This is a genomic window from Methylobacterium indicum, assembly GCF_001043895.1.
Classification (GTDB): domain Bacteria; phylum Pseudomonadota; class Alphaproteobacteria; order Rhizobiales; family Beijerinckiaceae; genus Methylobacterium; species Methylobacterium indicum.
The window spans coordinates 1-17,298 of sequence record NZ_JTHF01000198.1 but is presented as its reverse complement, the minus strand read 5'-3'; the positions used below and the strand labels follow the sequence as shown (position 1 = coordinate 17,298).

15 protein-coding genes and 3 tRNA genes are annotated in these 17,298 nt (G+C 69.9%); 15 read left to right on the top strand and 3 right to left on the bottom strand.

Annotation, left to right across the window (positions count from 1 at the left end; all coding sequences use genetic code 11):
• Nucleotides 1-132: 132 nt before the first annotated feature.
• The 7 genes from QR78_RS22460 to QR78_RS22430 all read left to right on the top strand — a co-directional run bounded on the left by QR78_RS22460 (nt 133) and on the right by QR78_RS22430 (nt 2,623).
• The gene (locus QR78_RS22460) at nt 133-831 is read left to right on the top strand and encodes a fumarylacetoacetate hydrolase family protein (protein ID WP_048429805.1); all 699 of its coding nucleotides are present in this window, start codon (nt 133-135) and stop codon (nt 829-831) included.
• A gap of 17 nt (nt 832-848) precedes the next feature.
• Nucleotides 849-1,319: an NUDIX domain-containing protein gene (locus QR78_RS22455; protein ID WP_048429804.1), complete on the top strand. Its 471-nt coding sequence runs from the start codon at nt 849-851 to the stop codon at nt 1,317-1,319.
• Between the two features lie 130 nt (nt 1,320-1,449).
• Nucleotides 1,450-1,524: transfer RNA gene (locus QR78_RS22450), tRNA-Gly, on the top strand.
• A 28-nt stretch (nt 1,525-1,552) separates the two neighbouring features.
• A tRNA-Gly gene (locus QR78_RS22445) sits at nt 1,553-1,627 on the top strand.
• Between the two features lie 25 nt (nt 1,628-1,652).
• A tRNA-Gly gene (locus QR78_RS22440) sits at nt 1,653-1,727 on the top strand.
• 165 nt (nt 1,728-1,892) lie between these two features.
• The gene (locus tag QR78_RS22435) at nt 1,893-2,192 is read left to right on the top strand and encodes a hypothetical protein (protein WP_048429809.1); all 300 of its coding nucleotides are present in this window, start codon (nt 1,893-1,895) and stop codon (nt 2,190-2,192) included.
• On the top strand, nt 2,189-2,623 hold the full coding sequence (locus tag QR78_RS22430) for a type II toxin-antitoxin system VapC family toxin (RefSeq protein ID WP_048429803.1): 435 nt from the start codon (nt 2,189-2,191) through the stop codon (nt 2,621-2,623). The genes QR78_RS22435 and QR78_RS22430 overlap by 4 nt, the downstream gene beginning before the upstream one ends.
• A gap of 48 nt (nt 2,624-2,671) precedes the next feature.
• Here QR78_RS22430 and QR78_RS22425 read toward each other — a convergent pair whose 3' ends face one another.
• Nucleotides 2,672-3,154, bottom strand: a complete 483-nt coding sequence (locus tag QR78_RS22425; RefSeq protein WP_048429802.1) for a peroxiredoxin — start codon at nt 3,152-3,154, stop codon at nt 2,672-2,674.
• Nucleotides 3,155-3,359: 205 nt separating this feature from the next.
• Here QR78_RS22425 and QR78_RS22420 point away from each other — a divergent pair, with 205 nt between their 5' ends.
• Nucleotides 3,360-4,058, top strand: coding sequence for a YqgE/AlgH family protein (locus QR78_RS22420; protein ID WP_280137057.1), 699 nt, complete (start codon nt 3,360-3,362; stop codon nt 4,056-4,058).
• A 134-nt stretch (nt 4,059-4,192) separates the two neighbouring features.
• Here the strand turns inward: QR78_RS22420 and QR78_RS22415 are convergent, their stop codons facing one another.
• Entirely contained in the window at nt 4,193-5,194 is a 1,002-nt protein-coding gene (locus QR78_RS22415) for a hypothetical protein (protein WP_048429801.1), read from the bottom strand.
• 449 nt (nt 5,195-5,643) lie between these two features.
• Here QR78_RS22415 and dnaK point away from each other — a divergent pair, with 449 nt between their 5' ends.
• From dnaK to QR78_RS22395, 4 genes are all read left to right on the top strand, one after another.
• Nucleotides 5,644-7,566: a molecular chaperone DnaK gene (gene dnaK / locus QR78_RS22410; RefSeq protein ID WP_048429800.1), complete on the top strand. Its 1,923-nt coding sequence runs from the start codon at nt 5,644-5,646 to the stop codon at nt 7,564-7,566.
• A 152-nt stretch (nt 7,567-7,718) separates the two neighbouring features.
• Nucleotides 7,719-8,897 (top strand): molecular chaperone DnaJ, encoded by a 1,179-nt coding sequence (gene dnaJ, locus QR78_RS22405; RefSeq protein ID WP_048429799.1) that lies wholly within the window; start codon nt 7,719-7,721, stop codon nt 8,895-8,897.
• Nucleotides 8,898-9,060: 163 nt separating this feature from the next.
• Nucleotides 9,061-9,702: a class I SAM-dependent methyltransferase gene (locus QR78_RS22400; RefSeq protein ID WP_048429798.1), complete on the top strand. Its 642-nt coding sequence runs from the start codon at nt 9,061-9,063 to the stop codon at nt 9,700-9,702.
• A 521-nt stretch (nt 9,703-10,223) separates the two neighbouring features.
• Nucleotides 10,224-12,104, top strand: a complete 1,881-nt coding sequence (locus QR78_RS22395) for a calcium-binding protein (protein ID WP_053221044.1) — start codon at nt 10,224-10,226, stop codon at nt 12,102-12,104.
• A gap of 60 nt (nt 12,105-12,164) precedes the next feature.
• On the opposite strand, the gene QR78_RS22390 is transcribed toward QR78_RS22395, so the two are convergent.
• Nucleotides 12,165-13,214 (bottom strand): hypothetical protein, encoded by a 1,050-nt coding sequence (locus QR78_RS22390; protein ID WP_048429797.1) that lies wholly within the window; start codon nt 13,212-13,214, stop codon nt 12,165-12,167.
• A gap of 167 nt (nt 13,215-13,381) precedes the next feature.
• Here QR78_RS22390 and QR78_RS22385 point away from each other — a divergent pair, with 167 nt between their 5' ends.
• The 3 genes from QR78_RS22385 to QR78_RS22375 all read left to right on the top strand — a co-directional run.
• The gene (locus tag QR78_RS22385) at nt 13,382-14,695 is read left to right on the top strand and encodes a replication-associated recombination protein A (RefSeq protein WP_048429796.1); all 1,314 of its coding nucleotides are present in this window, start codon (nt 13,382-13,384) and stop codon (nt 14,693-14,695) included.
• 134 nt (nt 14,696-14,829) lie between these two features.
• Nucleotides 14,830-15,660, top strand: a complete 831-nt coding sequence (locus QR78_RS22380; protein WP_053221043.1) for a ParA family protein — start codon at nt 14,830-14,832, stop codon at nt 15,658-15,660.
• 137 nt (nt 15,661-15,797) lie between these two features.
• A partial coding sequence (locus QR78_RS22375; RefSeq protein WP_048429795.1) for an RluA family pseudouridine synthase occupies nt 15,798-17,298 on the top strand: 1,501 nt, incomplete at its 3' end.

The window sequence follows — 17,298 nt, the reverse complement described above, 5'->3', positions numbered from 1 at the left end:
GCGCATCACGAAGGAGGGGGTTGCGGCGGGGCGGGATGGCGCACCACGGAACCACTCTCTAGATAACGGTCGGCCGGCCATTTTACCAAGATGCGCGGCCCATCGCGAAACTTCGCCCGAGACAGCAGCCCCATGCTCTCCGTGATCCCGAACCCGGCGCGCACCGCGCTCCCGATCCAAGGCACCGACGACCTGTTTCCCGTGCGCCGGGTGTACTGCGTCGGGCGCAACTTCGCCGCCCATGCCCGGGAGATGGGCGCCGACCCGACCCGCGAGCCGCCGTTCTTCTTCATGAAACCCGCCGACGCGCTCCAGGTCGTGCCGGACGGCCGGACGGTCGAGCACCCCTATCCGCCCAAGACCGAGAACTACCACCACGAGGTCGAGCTGGTGGTGGCGCTGGCCAAGGGCGGGCGCGACATCCCGGTGGAGGAGGCCCTGGACCACGTCTACGGCTACGGGGTCGGCCTCGACATGACCCGGCGCGATCTCCAGGACGACGCCAAGGCGTTGCGCCGCTCGTGGGAGCTCGGCAAGGCCTCCGACCTCTCGGGTCCCGTCGGCACCCTGAAGCCGGCCTCGGTCATCGGCCACCCGGCCAAGGGCGCCATCACCCTGTCGGTCGACGGCGTCGTGCGCCAGAAGGGCGACCTCTCCGACATGATCTGGTCGGTGGCCGAGCAGATCGCCTATCTGTCGACCTACTTCGCGCTGGAACCCGGCGACGTGATCTTCGCCGGCACGCCGGAGGGCGTCGGCGCGGTCACCCGCGGCCAGACCATGGTCGGGTCGATCGAGGGCGTCGGCGAGATCCGCCTGACCGTCGTCTAGGACAGGGACATTCCGGGATGACGCGCCGACAGGCCCTGATGATGCGGGCCGCCCACCTCGTCTGGCGCGTCACCCGGGGGATGACCCTCGGCGTGCGCGGGGCGGCGATCGACGCGCAGAACCGCGTCTGCCTCGTGCGCCACACCTACATGCCCGGCTGGCACCTGCCGGGCGGCGGCATCGAGCCCGGGGAAACGGCCCTCGACGCCGTGACCCGGGAATTTCGCGAGGAGACCGGCATCGTGCTCGATCCGGGCGTTCCGCCGGCCCTGCACGGCTTCTACCTCAACCGGATCGGCGCGGGGCGCGACCACGTCGCGCTCTACGTCGCCCGGGCCTTCACGGTGCCGGAGCCCAAGCGCCCCGACCGCGAGATCGCCGAGACCGGCTTCTTCCCCCTCGACACCCCGCCGCCGGAGACCACCCCGGCGACGCGCGCCCGCCTCGCCGAGATCCAGAACGGCCTGCCGCCGTCGCCGACCTGGTAGGGAAGGGGCCGCTCGGGGACCCCGGAGAGGACACCGCGGAGCCGGCTCCGCAACCTCTTGCGCTCCCCGGCGGAATGGTGTTTATGCCGCTCATCGGCGCCGCCACGGTGACGCCGGCGGAAAACAGCGAGCGGGTGTAGCTCAGGGGTAGAGCACAACCTTGCCAAGGTTGGGGTCGAGGGTTCGAATCCCTTCGCCCGCTCCAGTTTTTCCACGAGGCCGAACGAGTTTGGGCGGGTGTAGCTCAGGGGTAGAGCACAACCTTGCCAAGGTTGGGGTCGAGGGTTCGAATCCCTTCGCCCGCTCCAAGTTCGATCAGGCCCGTCACAGTGAGCGGGTGTAGCTCAGGGGTAGAGCACAACCTTGCCAAGGTTGGGGTCGAGGGTTCGAATCCCTTCGCCCGCTCCATTTATCTTCAAAATCGCCGATCGGGAATGACAATGCCGGGCTTGGCGCCATCGGCGTTTTTTAGCTCTGATACCTTCGCCTTCGATCGGCAAGCTCCTGCGCCAGCCGAGCTTGTGCGCTCCGCCCGACATGGTCACCTTGCAGGAAGTCGCCCGGAGATCGACCGTGAGCAATTATCGCAAGCTGGCTAACCAGAATGCGCAGAGCGCCCGCGACCCGCAGGGCCTTGCGCGTTTCGAGGTCCGTGGACGTGATGCGGATCGCGACCTCATCCGGACCCTGGCGCGGCGGCTGGCTGGTGACGGACCGGAGGCCGAACGACTGCGTGCGCTCGTCGACCGCGCGATCACCGAGAAACCACCGAAGCGGGGCGGCATCCTCGCGGCGTTGCGCCGGTCCCCCCTCGTCGGCGCCGACCTCGACCTCGATAGGCCTCGCGAAGAGGGGCGTACCGTCGACCTGTGATCCGCTACCTGCTCGACACCAACATCATCAGTAACCTCGTCAAGCCGCGACCGTCCGAGAGCCTACTCGCTTGGATGGCTACGCAACGCGACGACGATCTTTTCATCGCGTCGATGACGATTGCCGAAGTCCAGCGGGGTACTCTTGAGAAGGCGCCGGGTCGGAAGCGTGATGCACTCGCCCAATGGTTCTCCGGTGCGGAAGGACCATGGGCACTATTTGCGGGCCGCATCCTTCCATTCGACTCGAAAGCTGGCTTGATATGGGCGCGGATGATGGCGGACGGTAAGAATGCCGGGCGGCCGCGCAGTGCGCTCGACACCATCATTGCTGCGGTCGCCGAAGCGAACGGCTGTGTCGTGGTCACCGACAATGAGAAGGACTTCATTGGGCTCGCCGTCCTCAACCCGATCCGTGTCGTGAACCATTGACGGCGTGGGCGCCCCGCCGGCCGCGACCGGCGAGGCTTGTGGCGATGGTCACAACGCCGTCAGCAGATTCTCCGCCCCCGACACATCCGCCTTCGACGGCGCGTCCTCGACGTTGAGCACCCGCACCACGCCGTCCTCGACCACCATGGCGTAGCGCTTCGAGCGGATGCCGAGGCCGAAGCCGGTGCCGTCCATGTCGAGGCCGAGCGCCTTGGCGAAGTCGCCGTTGCCGTCGGCCAGGAACTCGATGCCCTCGGCGCCGGCCGACTTCGACCAGGCCTCCAGCACGAACACGTCGTTGACCGAGGTCACCGCGATGGCGTCGATGCCGCGGGCCAGGATCTCGTCGCGCCGGGTGACGTAGCCGGGGAGGTGGTTGCGGTGGCAGGTCGGCGTGAAGGCGCCCGGCACCGCCACCAGCACCACCCGGCGGCCCTTGAACACGTCGTCGGTGGTCTTCGGGACCGGGCCCTCGGGGCCCATGACCCGGAAGGTCGCCTGCGGCAGGTGATCGCCGACCTGGATCGTCATCGTGGCTCTCCTGGAAACGTTCCGGGCCGGCCCCAGCGGGACCTCGAGCCCGGCCGGGGTCTAGCGCGGCCGTTCCGGCGAGTCGAGGCGGCGAGTCGAGGCGGCCCCTCGGACAGCCCGCGGCAAGCGGTGCGGGAGCCGCCGGGCCCCGGTGCGCGTTCACCCCCGGCGGCGGGCTATGGACAACGCCGGAGCGGGGGGTAGCATGGACGTCATGCGCAGCAGATTTCCTCAGGACCTTCTGTCCCAAGATCCCTCGCAGGATCCCCCCGGCGGGGCACCGGATCCGCTTGCCGAGAGCGGGGAGGCCTCGCCCCGCGGCGCACCGAGCTACCTCGACGGGCAGCTGCTCGTCGCGATGCCCGGCATGGCCGACGAGCGGTTCTCGCGCTCGGTGATCTATCTCTGCGCGCATTCGGCCGAAGGGGCGATGGGGATCATCGTCAACAAGCCGGCCTCCGACCTCAACATGCCGGACTTGCTGGTCCAGCTCGACATCATCGAGAAGGACGACGCCATCCGGCTGCCGCATCGCATCGGCCACATGCCGGTGCTGATGGGCGGCCCGGTCGAATCGAGCCGGGGGTTCGTGCTGCACACGCCCGACTTCCACATCGAGCAATCGACCCTGCTGATCGACGAGGGCATCTGCCTCACCGCGACGATCGAGATCCTGCGGGCGATCGCCGACGGCCGCGGCCCGGAAAGCGCCGTGCTGGCGCTCGGCTATGCCGGCTGGCAGGCCGGCCAGCTCGAGAGCGAGATCCAGGCCAACGGCTGGCTGCACTGCCCGGCCGATCCCGACCTGATCTTCAACACCACTCTCGAGACGAAGTACGACCGGGCCCTGCGCGGCATCGGCATCGAGCCGGCCATGCTCTCGACCACCGCCGGCCACGCCTAGAGCAGCGCCCGATCGCCTTGCGACCGGGCACTGCTCCAGGTCATTGAATCTGCCGCATTTTCGATCGACGAACCGGTGCCCACTTCGTCGAAAAACCGCTCTTGGCGAAACCCGGCAATCAGGGCCGCAGCGCGCTACTGGTCCTGCGCGCCGGCCTCGAAGCCCGGATTCATACCTTCCACCGCCGGGGCGGGGCGCCGGCGGGCCGCCGGGCGCGGGGCGGCGCTCGCGGTCGGAGCGGCGCCGGACAGGCCGAGGCGGGTGGCGAGCGACAGGGCGCGAGCCTCGGAGAAGCGCAGGTGGCAGAAGCCGTGCGCGCCCTCGCGGACATAGGCGCGGCACATCTGTTCCCGGTCGGCCGAGAAGGCCGCCTGCTCGGTCACGATCGGCCGCACGTCCTCGCGCCGGGCGCGCTGGGTCATCACCTTGTAGTTCTCGCGCACCGCCTTGTCGGCGACGCCGCGAGCCGAATCGAATTCCTGCGCCCGCGGCAGCAGGGTCGCGGCGCCGGGGCCCCACAGGCCCTTCGGGGTCGTGGCGCAATCCGACGCCGTGAAGACGCAGGAGTCGGCCTCGGCCAGCGGCGTGACCATCACGCTGCCCTCCAGGATCTCGAACCGCAGCGGGCAGGCCGGGCCGGAGGAGGCGAGCTGCGTCACGCCGTTGGGCTTGCCCTGGTCGGCGAGCGTCAGCGGCTGGCCGTCGCCGAGCGCGACCTTGCAGCTCTCCGTCGGCTGGGAGACCTTGGTGCCGGCGAGCGTCAGGCGAGCGGTGTAGCCGGCACCGGCGCGGTCGAGGCGCAGCGACCCGGCATTGCCGTTCTGCTGCAGCTCCTGCCCGAGCACCGCGTCGTCGTTCGGGGTCTTGAGCACCACGGGCTTCGGGGGCGCGGGCGGCGCCGGAGCCGGCCGGGGCGCGGCCTCGGGGGGCGCCTCGCCCGGCTCGATGGGCCCGCGGCCGCCCGGCACCGGAGCCGGGGGCACCGGCGGGCGGGCGGCCCGACCGATGCCGAACAGTTCTTCGAGGAACGATTGGGCCGAGGCCGGGGCCGGCGCCACCATCAGGACCGCCGCGAGGGGCAGGGCCGCCAAAGCGGGCAGGGCCACCGGGCGGAGGAAGGGGCGAACGGGCTGCATCAGGCTCCAGGCACAGGTACGCGGCACGGCGACGGACGTCCCGCAAGGTCCTAGCATGCGGTCCGTGGCACGGGCGTGGCAAGCCCGCAACATTGTCGTGGCGGCTTGACCGTGTCTCGTGCCGTGAACCGCGGCCGGAACCGTTGCCGTACCCCGGCACGTCCCCGTGCGGCAGGAGCCGGCCGGCCCCGGGCGGAGCGGGGGGATCACGGCACTGCAAACTGCGCGCGCAGCGCGGCCCGGCTCGCCTTGCGGGCCCGAAATCGCCTTCTTATATCGGGCTCGGCGCGGGAACGCCCCCGCTCGCCGGCCTCCGGCGAGGCGCGGTCCGGTCCGGCCCGCCCAGGCTCAACCCATTCGAGCTCACACCATTCGACAAGTACCGCCATGGGCCGAGCTGCTTCGGGGCTCGGCGGTCTGCTTAAAAAACACCAACGAGGGATCCCACCATGGGTAAAGTGATCGGCATCGACCTTGGCACCACCAACAGCTGCGTGGCCGTGATGGAAGGCACGCAGCCCAAGGTCATCGAGAACGCGGAAGGCGCGCGCACCACCCCGTCGATCGTCGCCTTCACGGATGACGGCGAGCGACTCGTCGGCCAGCCGGCCAAGCGCCAGGCGGTGACGAACCCCGAGCGCACCTTCTTCGCCATCAAGCGCCTCATCGGCCGTACCTACGACGACCCGATGACGCAGAAGGACAAGGGGCTCGTCCCCTACAAGATCGCCCGCTCGAACGGCGGCGACGCCTGGGTCGAGGCCGACGGCAAGCCCTACTCGCCGTCGCAGATCTCCGCCTTCACGCTCCAGAAGATGAAGGAGACCGCCGAGGCCCATCTCGGCCAGCCGGTCACCCAGGCGGTCATCACCGTCCCGGCCTACTTCAACGACGCCCAGCGCCAAGCGACCAAGGATGCCGGCAAGATCGCCGGCCTCGAGGTGCTGCGCATCATCAACGAGCCGACCGCGGCGGCGCTCGCCTACGGCCTCGACAAGAAGAAGACCGGCCTGATCGCGGTCTACGACCTCGGCGGCGGCACCTTCGACGTCTCGATCCTCGAGATCGGCGACGGCGTGTTCGAGGTGAAGTCCACGAACGGCGATACGTTCCTGGGCGGCGAGGATTTCGACAACCGCATCGTCGAGTACCTGGCGGCCGAGTTCAAGCGTGAGCAGGGCATCGACCTGACCAAGGACAAGCTCGCCCTCCAGCGCCTCAAGGAGGCCGCCGAGAAGGCGAAGATCGAGCTGTCCTCGGCGACCCAGACCGAGATCAACCTGCCCTACATCACGGCGGACGCGAGCGGCCCGAAGCACCTGGCGCTGAAGCTCAGTCGCGCCAAGTACGAGTCGCTGGTCGACGACCTGGTGCAGCGCACGATCGAGCCCTGCCGCAAGGCGCTCAAGGATGCGGGCGTCTCCGCGGCCGAGATCGACGAGGTGGTGCTGGTCGGCGGCATGACCCGCATGCCGAAGGTCCAGGAGCAGGTGAAGACCTTCTTCGGCAAGGAGCCCCACAAGGGCGTCAACCCGGACGAGGTCGTGGCGATCGGCGCCGCGGTGCAGGCCGGCGTGCTCCAGGGCGACGTCAAGGACGTGCTGCTCCTCGACGTGACCCCGCTGTCGCTCGGCATCGAGACCCTGGGCGGCGTGTTCACCCGGCTCATCGACCGCAACACCACCATCCCGACCAAGAAGTCGCAGGTGTTCTCGACGGCCGAGGACAACCAGAACGCGGTCACCATCCGGGTCTTCCAGGGTGAGCGCGAGATGGCGGCCGACAACAAGCTGCTCGGCCAGTTCGACCTCGTCGGCATCCCGCCGGCCCCGCGCGGCCTGCCGCAGATCGAGGTGACCTTCGACATCGACGCCAACGGCATCGTCAACGTGACGGCCAAGGACAAGGCGACGGGCAAGGAGCACCAGATCCGCATCCAGGCCTCGGGTGGTCTCTCCGACGCCGACATCCAGCGCATGGTGCAGGAGGCGGAGGCCAACGCGGCCGACGACAAGAAGCGCCGCGAGCTGGTCGAGGTGAAGAACCAGGGCGAGAGCCTGATCCACGCCACCGAGAAGTCGGTGACCGAGCATGGCGACAAGGTTCCGGCCTCCGACAAGGCCGCGATCACCACCGCCATCGACGCCCTGCGCCAGTCCCTGGCCGGCGAGGACGTCGAGCAGATCAAGGCCCGCACCACCGACCTGATGCAGGCCTCGATGAAGCTCGGCGAGGCGATGTACGCGGCAAGCCAGGCCGCCGGTCCGGACGCCGCCGCGGGCGCCGCTCCGGGTGGAGAGGCCAAGAAGGACGACGTGATCGACGCCGACTTCCAGGAAGTCGACGACAAGGACCAGAAGAAGCGGGCGTGATACGCCTTGAGCTTGCCGCACGGATCTGAGATCCGTGCGGCCCAGTGATGTGAAGCTCGATCCGGTCCCCGGCCGCCCGACGGCGCCGGGGACCGGACTTGTATGGACGATGCCCGACCGGTGAGGCGCGGGACGGGTTTGGGGACCGGGGAATGTCGAAGCGCGACTACTACGAGGTTCTGGGCGTCGCCCGGACCGCGACCGACGGTGAGATGAAGTCGGCCTTCCGCAAGCTGGCGATGGTCTACCACCCCGACCGCAACCCCGGCGACAAGGAGGCCGAGCTCAAGTTCAAGGAGCTCAACGAGGCCTACCAGTGCCTGTCCGACGGGCAGAAGCGCGCCGCCTACGATCGCTTCGGCCATGCCGCCTTCTCGCAGGGCGGGCAGGGCGGCCCCGGATTCGGCAACGAGTTCGGCGACTTCATGTCGGACATCTTCGACACCTTCTTCGGCGATGCCCGCGGCGGCGGCGGACCGGGCGGGCGCCCCGGGGCCGGGCCGGGCGGACGCCCCGGCGGGGGCCGCGAGCGCGGCGCCGACCTGCGCTACAACCTGGAGATCAGCCTCGAGGAAGCCTTCACCGGCAAGACCGAGACGATCAAGATGCCGACCTCGGTCACCTGCGAGGTCTGCGCCGGCTCGGGCGCCAAGGCGGGCTCGAAGCCCAAGACCTGCCCGACCTGCGGCGGCTACGGCCGGGTGCGGGCGGCGCAGGGCTTCTTCGCCATCGAGCGGACCTGCCCGGCCTGCCACGGCCGCGGCGAGATCATCGAGGATCCCTGCACGGCCTGCTCGGGCGCCGGGCGCGTCACCCGCGAGCGCACGCTCTCGATCAACGTGCCGGCGGGGGTCGACGACGGATTGCGCATTCGCTTGGCCGGCGAGGGCGAGTCGGGCCTGCGCGGCGGGCCGGCGGGCGACCTCTACATCTTCCTGTCGATCAAGCCGCACCCGTTCTTCCAGCGCGACGGCGCCGACCTGTTCTGCCGCGTGCCGATCTCGATGGTGACGGCGGCGCTCTCGGGCGAGATCACCGTGCCGGTGATCGACGGCTCGCACACCTCGGTCCGGGTCCCGGCCGGCACCCAGACCAACAAGCAGTTCCGCCTCAAGGGCAAGGGCATGCCGGTCCTGCGCTCGCGGGACGTCGGCGACCTCTACATCCAGGTCTTCGTCGAGACGCCGCAGAATCTCACCAAGCGCCAGCGCGAGCTGCTCCAGGAGTTCGACAGCCACGGCAACCAGGCCGACAACCACCCCGAGAGCGCAGGCTTCTTCTCGCGGGTGAAGGAGTTCTTCGACGGCCTGAGCGGCTCCGGCCGGGCCTGACCTCCCGGCGCCGCGAACCGGCGCATCCGTTGCGCGTTCTCCCGCGCGAGCGGGATTGCGGGGTTCGCGGCGCTCGGGCAGGGGTGTCAGGCTTGACGGCGAGGCGCCTTTGAACGACAGCCGTTCACCAATCGACTTTTCGCGTGTTCAAGGGTCTTCGGTCTTGCCTTTGCCTCGCCGATCCAGGGCCAAAGCCATCGCGGTCTCGGGCTCGATGCCTCACCCGAGGCCACCGAAGCGCGACATCCTCGAGGACGAGGCGCGGTTCCTGCGCTCCTGGTTCGAACGCCCCCTGGTCACCGGCGCCGTCACGCCGTCGGGCCGGATGCTCGCCCGCACCATGGCGTCCTATGTCGACCCGCGCCTGACCGGCCCGGTGATCGAGCTCGGGCCGGGCACCGGACCGGTGACCGATGCGCTCGTGCGCCGCGGCATCGCCCAGGAGCGCCTGGTCCTCGTCGAGTACAACCCGGATTTCTGCAAGCTGCTGCGCCGGCGCTTCCCGAAGGCCACGGTGCTCCAGGGCGACGCCTACAACATCCGCGCCACCCTCGAGGGCATCGTGTCGGAGCGGGCCTGCGCGACGATCTCGAGCCTGCCGCTCTTCACCAAGCCCCTCGAGCAGCGCCTCGACCTGCTGACGGCGGTCCACGACCTGATGCACCCCGACGCACCGTTCGTGCAGTTCACCTACGCGGTGGTGCCGCCGATCCCGGCCAAGTCGACGACCTACACCGCCAGCCGCTCGAACAAGGTGTGGCTGAACCTGCCGCCCGCCCGGGTGTGGGTGTATCGCCGGCCCTGACGGGGGCGTTCGATATCGCAGGCCCGCAACGCCGACGCGGCGATTCCGAGTCTGGGCGGGTCGGCGTCGCAATCTCCCCGTGCTGAACGCTCGATGCCGTGCCAGGGAGGCCGGAGCCGTGGTCCTGGAGCGGCGTCCGATCGCGCGGCAACACGGGACGCGAGTCTGCCGCGAGAGCGGCAAGGCCGGTTCCTCCGCCCCCGAATCCCGTCCTCACGTACTGCTGCTCGCAGCAGCCCCGAAGGAGGTGTCGAGGGATCGCGCAGGCTTGCGGAGCCTCCTGCGAGACCGACTTCACGGGCACTTCAGGATGAGGGAGCGGGTGGGAAGGGCGGGCCGTCGTCGCGTCCCCGTCTCGCCTGGTGCGGGCGGCTGAACGGACGCACAACTTAAAATTCATGGCCGCGAACGGTCGGCAATTTCTCATGGTTGCAGGATTTTCCTTACGTAATATGTCCTATTGATTCCTGTCGTTTCTACCTCAATTCGGAAGGCATCGAGGTCTTCGGGGAAGAGTCGCTATGGGAATGTTTGACTATCGCCGGTATTCCGCTGCGGAATCGGCCGAGCTGGCGAACACCTCGTTCGGGCTGGCGGTGTTCGGTCAACTCCAGCCGATCTACGAGAGTCAGATCGGATCGCTGGCCAAGGCGCTCGGGCAGGCGATGCCGCCCGGAGTGACCGCCAACCAGATCAACGTCGCATTGCCCGCCGGCTGGTCGGATGTCGGTCCCGCGGCGCTCGGTCTCGGCCCCGATGCGGTAGATCGCGACGGCTACTACATCATCGAGAGCCCACTGACCGGCCGCACCTATTCCGGGGCACAGGCGAAGGTCTACGAGGAGCGCGACGCCCACGGGCAGGTCACCCGTCTCTCGGTGACATTCGCCGGCACCAATTCGCCCGTCGACCTGGCCGATTACACCCAGCTCAACAGCGGTGAGATCGCTCCCAACATGAACCCGCTGCTCACCGCGGTCCGCGACTACGCGCTCGGGAACGGGCTGACGGCCGATGACGTGATCGTCACGGGCTACTCGCTCGGCGCCGCCTACACCAACGTCATGGCGAAGTACGCCGACACGCTCGCCGGCGGCTTTTTCGCCGACAGCAACTACATCGCGCACGCAGTCCCCTATACTTACGAGGGCGACGACCGCGTCCTCAATATCGGCTACGAGAACGACGTCGTGCATCGCACCGCCGGTGATTTCGACTCGCTCGGCGAGACGGTGCAAGCCTCGTCCGGGATGATGGGTCAGGATTACGCGCTAAAGTCCTCCACCGACAACCTGATCCTGTTCGGCGACGACTATGCCAATCCGGCCTGGCCCTACGGCCCGTTCGCGCTCTACAACATTCCCGGCGGCTGGGCGACCCACGTCGCGGGCCTCACCACCGATGCCGTGGCGCGGATCACGCAATCGGCCTTCTACGGCGAGACCGCGCGCGACAGCCTGGTGATCGTGTCCAACCTCACCGGCGCGACCCGGGGCGTCACCTGGGTGGAGGACGTGCAGCGCCCGTCGGACCGGCACGACCATGTCGGGGATTCCGCTTTCCTGATCGGATCGCAATACGGCGACCGGCTGCGCGGCAATGTCGGCAACGACTACATCGACGCCATGGCCGGCGACGACACGATCCGCCCGGGCGACGGGCAGAACCGGATCGAGGGCGGCAGCGGGACCGACACGCTCGAAGTGTCGGGCACGATGCGCGACTGGAGCGTGTCGCGCCTGGCGGACGGGACCACCGCCTTCTTCTCCACGTCCTACGGCCTCGACATCGTCTCGGGTGTCGAGCAGGTGACGTTCCTCGACGCCGGCCTCGTCGGGCAGGGACGCAGCTACGCGATCGAATCCGACCGCCTGGAGGACCTGACCTGGAACGGCTCCTTCGCGTTCCTCGACCAGGACGTCGCCTATACGGCCGCCATGCAGGGCACGGCCGGGAACGACACGCTGACCGGATCGCGGGTCTTCGGCCTGGCAGGGAACGATGTCCTCACCGGGACGAGCGCGAGCGACCTGCTCTCTGGCGGTGCGGGTGACGACCGGCTCGACGGCCGGGGCGGCAACGACGCGATCTATGGCGGCGAGGGCAACGACGTGCTCACCGGCGGCGGCGGCCGCGACCTGCTCAATGGCGGGCTCGGCGACGACCTGTTCGTCGTCGATGCGCGACAATCCGGGCGCGTGACGATCGAGGATTTCCGCCTGAGCGACGTCGAGCAGGACCGGATCAGGATCGTCGGCAGCACGATCCGCAGCGACGCGGAGCTGCGCCGTCACGGTGAGCAGACGGCGGACGGGCTGCTGCTGCATCTGGGGGCGAGCGACCTGCTGATCGAGCACGCGACCTGGAGCACCCTGACGCCGGGCACGGTCTCGTTCGGCTGACCCCTCTGCGCAGGGCCTTGCCGCGGCCGGCCCCTGGGCGATCCCCGGAGCCGGCGTGCCTCACGCCTTCTCCCACTGCGCCTCGATGATCGTGTAGACCTTGTCGCTGAGGTTGATGTCCATCTCGACGAGGCCGATCGTGTTCTTGACCCGGCTCAGGGTCTCGGCGAGTTCGAGCACCGGCTCGGGCACCCGGCGCTCGGCCGGGGCGGGGCCTTCGAGCTTCAGCACGTCGGCCAGCATCGCCGTGTAGGCGCCCCAGAAATGCTGGTGGCCGATGACGTGGAAGCGCGACAGCGCCTCGATCGCCAGCGTCCAGTGGCCGGGCTTCATCGGCTCACCCGGGAAGGTGCAGGAGAGGTCGCGGGTCAGCGGGTTCTCGAGCCAGTTGTAGGTCTCCATGTCGATCCGGTCGAAGCCCTTGCGCAGGGCCGAGACGCTGCCGAGGTCGAGGCCGGCCGCGAAGGCGCAGGGGCCCTGGAGGTGGTCGACGCGCCATTGCTGGACCGGGTCCTTGCCGATCTCGGCCATCCGGCGCAGCCACAGGATCCGCTTGGCGAGTTCGACGTAGGGATCGACCACCAGGATCGTCTTCACGTAGTCGCCGCCCTGGATCACGTCCTCGTAGCGCTTCAGGAGGAGACTACCCTGCAGCAGCATCGAGTCGGCGTACTTGATGTCGATGACGCAGCGCAGCAGGTCGAAGTGCATGTCGTGGATGCCGAAATACGCCAGCGCGAATTCCGGGAAGAGCATGTCGCGGGCGTGGTTGTCCTGGCCGATCGTGTAGTCGAGGGCCAGCACGCGGGCCTGGCGGTAGGCCGCGCCGGCACGGTGCCGGTAGAGCAGGATGTTGGTGTCGCCGTCGAAGATGTCGAACTGCGACGCCTGATCGAGGCCGGGGCAGCTCTCGGCGTCGAGCTTGAAGCCGCAGATCCCGTGCGCGTGCCAGCCGAAATCCTTGAGCTGCGGGTAGTGGACCCAGGCCTCGATCACGGCTTCCTTCGTCCGGTCGAGGACCACGCGCAGGCGGGGGGTGCGGCGCATGTCGTCGGGCGCGATCCAGAGATCGAAGCTCGCCGGGCCGACGACGTTGAAGTTGAAACGCATGCCGCTTGCTAGGCCGAAGAATGCAGCGCGGCAAGGGAGTCGGGGGCCGCGGGCGCGCCGGTCCGCGCGGCCGGCGGGGCGAACCGCCGCCACGGGACGGTGGGCGACGCCGTGGGGCCACCGCGCGGCCCCTTGCGGCGGCGCGGCGGAGCGGTGTTGATGCGGGCATGTCCGACCTGTTCGCCTCCGCGGGCCTCGACCGCGACGCTCCCCGCCCCCTCGCCGACACCTTGCGGCCCACGACCCTCGCCGAGGTGGTCGGGCAGGAGCACCTGACCGGGGAGGGGGGTGCGCTGACGCGGCTCCTGCGCGGCCGCAACCTCGGCTCGCTGATCCTCTGGGGACCGCCGGGCACCGGCAAGACCACGGTGGCGCGGCTGCTCGCCGGCGAGACCGACCTGCATTTCGAGCAGATCTCGGCGATCTTCTCCGGCGTCGCCGAACTCCGGAAGGTGTTCGAGGCGGCCCGCGCCCGGCGGGTCGCGGGGCGCGGCACGCTGCTCTTCGTCGACGAGATCCATCGCTTCAACCGGGCCCAGCTCGACGCCTTCCTGCCGGTGGTCGAAGACGGCACCGTGACGCTGGTCGGCGCCACCACCGAGAACCCGTCCTTCGAGCTCAACGCCGCGCTCCTGTCGCGCGCCCGGGTGCTGGTCTTCCGCGCCCTCGACGAGGCGGCGATCGCCCGGCTCCTCGACCGGGCCGAGGCGGTGACGGGCCGCGCGCTGCCGCTCGAGCCCGAGGCCCGCGCGGTGCTGGTGCGGATGGCCGACGGCGACGGGCGGGCGGCGCTGACGCTGGCCGAGGAGGTGTGGCGCTCGGTGGGTCCCGACGAGATCCTGGACGCGGCCCTCCTGCAGGAGCTGATCCAGCGCCGCGCCCCGATCTACGACAAGGCGCAGGAGGGCCACTACAACCTCATCTCGGCCCTGCACAAGACGATCCGCGGGTCGGATCCGGACGCCGCGCTCTACTATCTCTGCCGGATGCTCGATGCCGGCGAGGACCGGCTGTTCATCGCCCGCCGGCTGGTGCGGATGGCGGTGGAGGATATCGGGCTCGCCGACCCGCAGGCCCTGGTGGTGGCGAACGCCGCCAAGGAGGCGTTCGACTTCCTGGGCTCGCCGGAGGGTGAATTGGCCCTGGCGCAGGCGGCGGTCTACCTCGCCACCGCGCCGAAATCGAACGCGGTCTACACCGCCTACAAGGCCGCGACCCGCACCGCCAAGGAGCACGGCTCGCTGCCGCCGCCCCGCACCATCCTCAACGCCCCGACGAAGCTGATGCGCAAGCTCGGCTACGGCGAGGGCTACCGCTACGACCACGACGAGCCCGACGCCTTCTCGGGCCAGGATTACTGGCCCGAGCGCCTCGGGCGGCAGCGCTTCTACGCGCCGACCGACCGCGGCTTCGAGCGCCGCGTCGCCGAGCGCCTGGAGTGGTGGGAGGAGGCCCGTGCCGCCCGGGCGCGCGACGCGTAGGGCCCAGACGCGGCGCCGCCCGGGGGTGTGACGGTTTGGTGACGATCCTGCGCGAAACTACCCGCGTCCGTTGACCGCCTGTCGTTCATGGTCATGATGACCGGCATCGCGTCTCATCCGGATCGGGAGCGGTGATGACCACACGCATTCTCTCGGTCGCCAACTGCAAAGGCGGCACCGGCAAGACGACGACCACTGTCAACCTGGCGGCCGAATTCGGCAGCCGGGGCTACCGGGTCCTGGTGATCGACCTCGATCCCCAAGGTCACAGCGGCCTCGGTTTCGGCGCGTTGGCCGAGCTCGGTCTACCGAACGCGCATACGCCGCTGCGGCAGCGCGGCGGCAGCTTCGCCGGAGCGGTGCAGGCGACGGAGGAGGACGGGGTGGCGATCATCCCGGCCGATCGCAGCTTCAACGGGCAGTTGGGCCACGACGACGGCCATTGCCTCGAGACGGCGCTGGCGCCGCTGCTGCCCGACTACGACCTCGTCCTGATCGATGTGCCGCCCTCCGCCCGGGCGGTGATGATCTGTGCGCTCCTGCCGAGCAGCGGCGTGGTGGTGCCCACCACCCTCGATCCCCTCGGCCTCGACGGCGTGCGTCAGTTCGCCCGCTCGTTCCACGACACGATGCTGCGCTTCCGCGCCGCGCCGCTCGGCCTCGCCATCGCGCCGATGCGGATCGACCTGCGCACCAACGTCGAGAAGGACACCCTGGCCCAGCTCCGCACCGGTTTCGGCCCGGGACAGATGGTCCGCGGCGTGCGCACCGACGTGGCGGTGAGCGAGGCCTTCGCCCGGCGTCAGCCGCTGCGCCGCTGCCGTCCGAGCGCCCGCGCTACCGCCGATTTCGCCGCCCTGGCCGACGACCTGATCCAGCGCTTCGGCATCGAGCAGGACGCCTCGGGTACCGCCGAGGGCTACGGCCGCCGCGAGGGGTTTTCGCGGGCCTGCTGGTGGGCATGAGAATTCCCGGGCATGAGAATCCCGGGCGTGAGAATTCCCGGGCGTGAGGGGTCGAGCCGGGCCACGGCGTCGAATCCCGACGAGACGGTGATTCGCCGGGCGTGACGGATGCGCGCGCCGATGGTACGAGCCCGGTCATGACGAAGCCTCCTTATCGCGGCGGTTCCGGGCGGTCGCGGACCGGCCCGGGCGGATCGCCCTCGGGCCGCCCGCCGCGGGCCCGCACCGGACCGCGCAACACCGCGCGCGACGCCGCCGAGCGCGCCGCCGGCCTGGTCGTGTCCAACCGCGCCCCCTTCGGCCGCGACCGCAGCGACGCCGCCCCCTGGGAGCGCGACGAGGCCCCCGCCCGCGCGCCGGCCGGAGCCACGGCTGCCAAGCCGGCTTCATCGAGACCTGCTTCGTCCAAGTCTCCTTCGTCCAAGTCTCTTTCGTTCAAGTCTCCTTCGTCCAAGCCCCGCGCCGAGCGTCCGCGCTCGGGCCCGCCGACCGAGGAGCCCGCCCGCGGCCCGTCGGAGGATCGCCCGCCGCGCCGGCCGCGCCGCGAGGAACGACCGGAGACCGACGGCGCGCCGCGTCCCCGCCGGGCTGCCGGGACCGGCGAGCCGGAGGGCAAGACCCGCTCACCCGAGGCGAAGCCGCCGACCCGGCGGGCGCTCCGCGAGGCGACCGCCGAGGCCTTGGCCACCGGCGTGCAGACCCTCGAGGTGACGGCCGACGAGGCCGGGATGCGGATCGACCGCTTCCTCTCGGCCCGCTTCCCGCAGCTGCCCTTCACCCGCATCCAGAGCCTGGTGCGCAAGGGCGAGCTTCGCGTGAACGGCAAGCGCGCCAAGGCCGCCGACCGGGTCGAGCCCGGCGCCAGCGTGCGCGTGCCCCCCTTGAGCCTGGAGGCCCGCCCGCCGGCCCCGAACTCGCCGCGGGCGGAGGGCGATCTCGCCTTCCTGCGCTCCCTGATCCTCTACGAGGACCAGGACATGATGGTGCTCAACAAGCCCTTCGGCCTCGCGGTGCAGGGCGGCTCGGGCACCACCCGCCACGTCGACGGCCTGCTCGAGGCGATGCGCGACAAGGACGGCCAGAAGCCGCGCCTCGTCCACCGTCTCGACAAGGACACGGCGGGCTGCCTCATCATCGCCAAGACCCGGCTGGCCGCGGCGACGCTCGCCAAGACCTTCCGGTCGCGGGCGGCGCGCAAGATCTACTGGGCGCTGGCCGCCGGGGTGCCGAAGGTGCGCCAGGGCCGGATCTCGACCTACCTCGCCAAGGAGGAGGTCGGCGACGCCGATGCGCGGATGCGGGTCGCCAAGCACGGCGACGAGGGGGCGAGCCACGCGCTGACCTATTACGCGCTGGTCGACCAGGCCGGGCAGAAGCTCGCCTGGCTGTCGCTGAAGCCGGTCACCGGCCGCACCCACCAGCTGCGGGCGCATGCCGCCCATATCGGCCACCCGCTGGTCGGCGACCCGAAATACTTCGACATCGAGAACTGGGAATTGCCCGGCGGCATCCAGAACCGCCTGCACCTGCTCGCCCGGCGCATCGTGATCCCGCATCCGCGCACCGCCAAGCCGGTCGACGTGACGGCACCTCTCCCGCCTCACATGGTGCAGAGCTGGAACCTCCTCGGCTTCGACG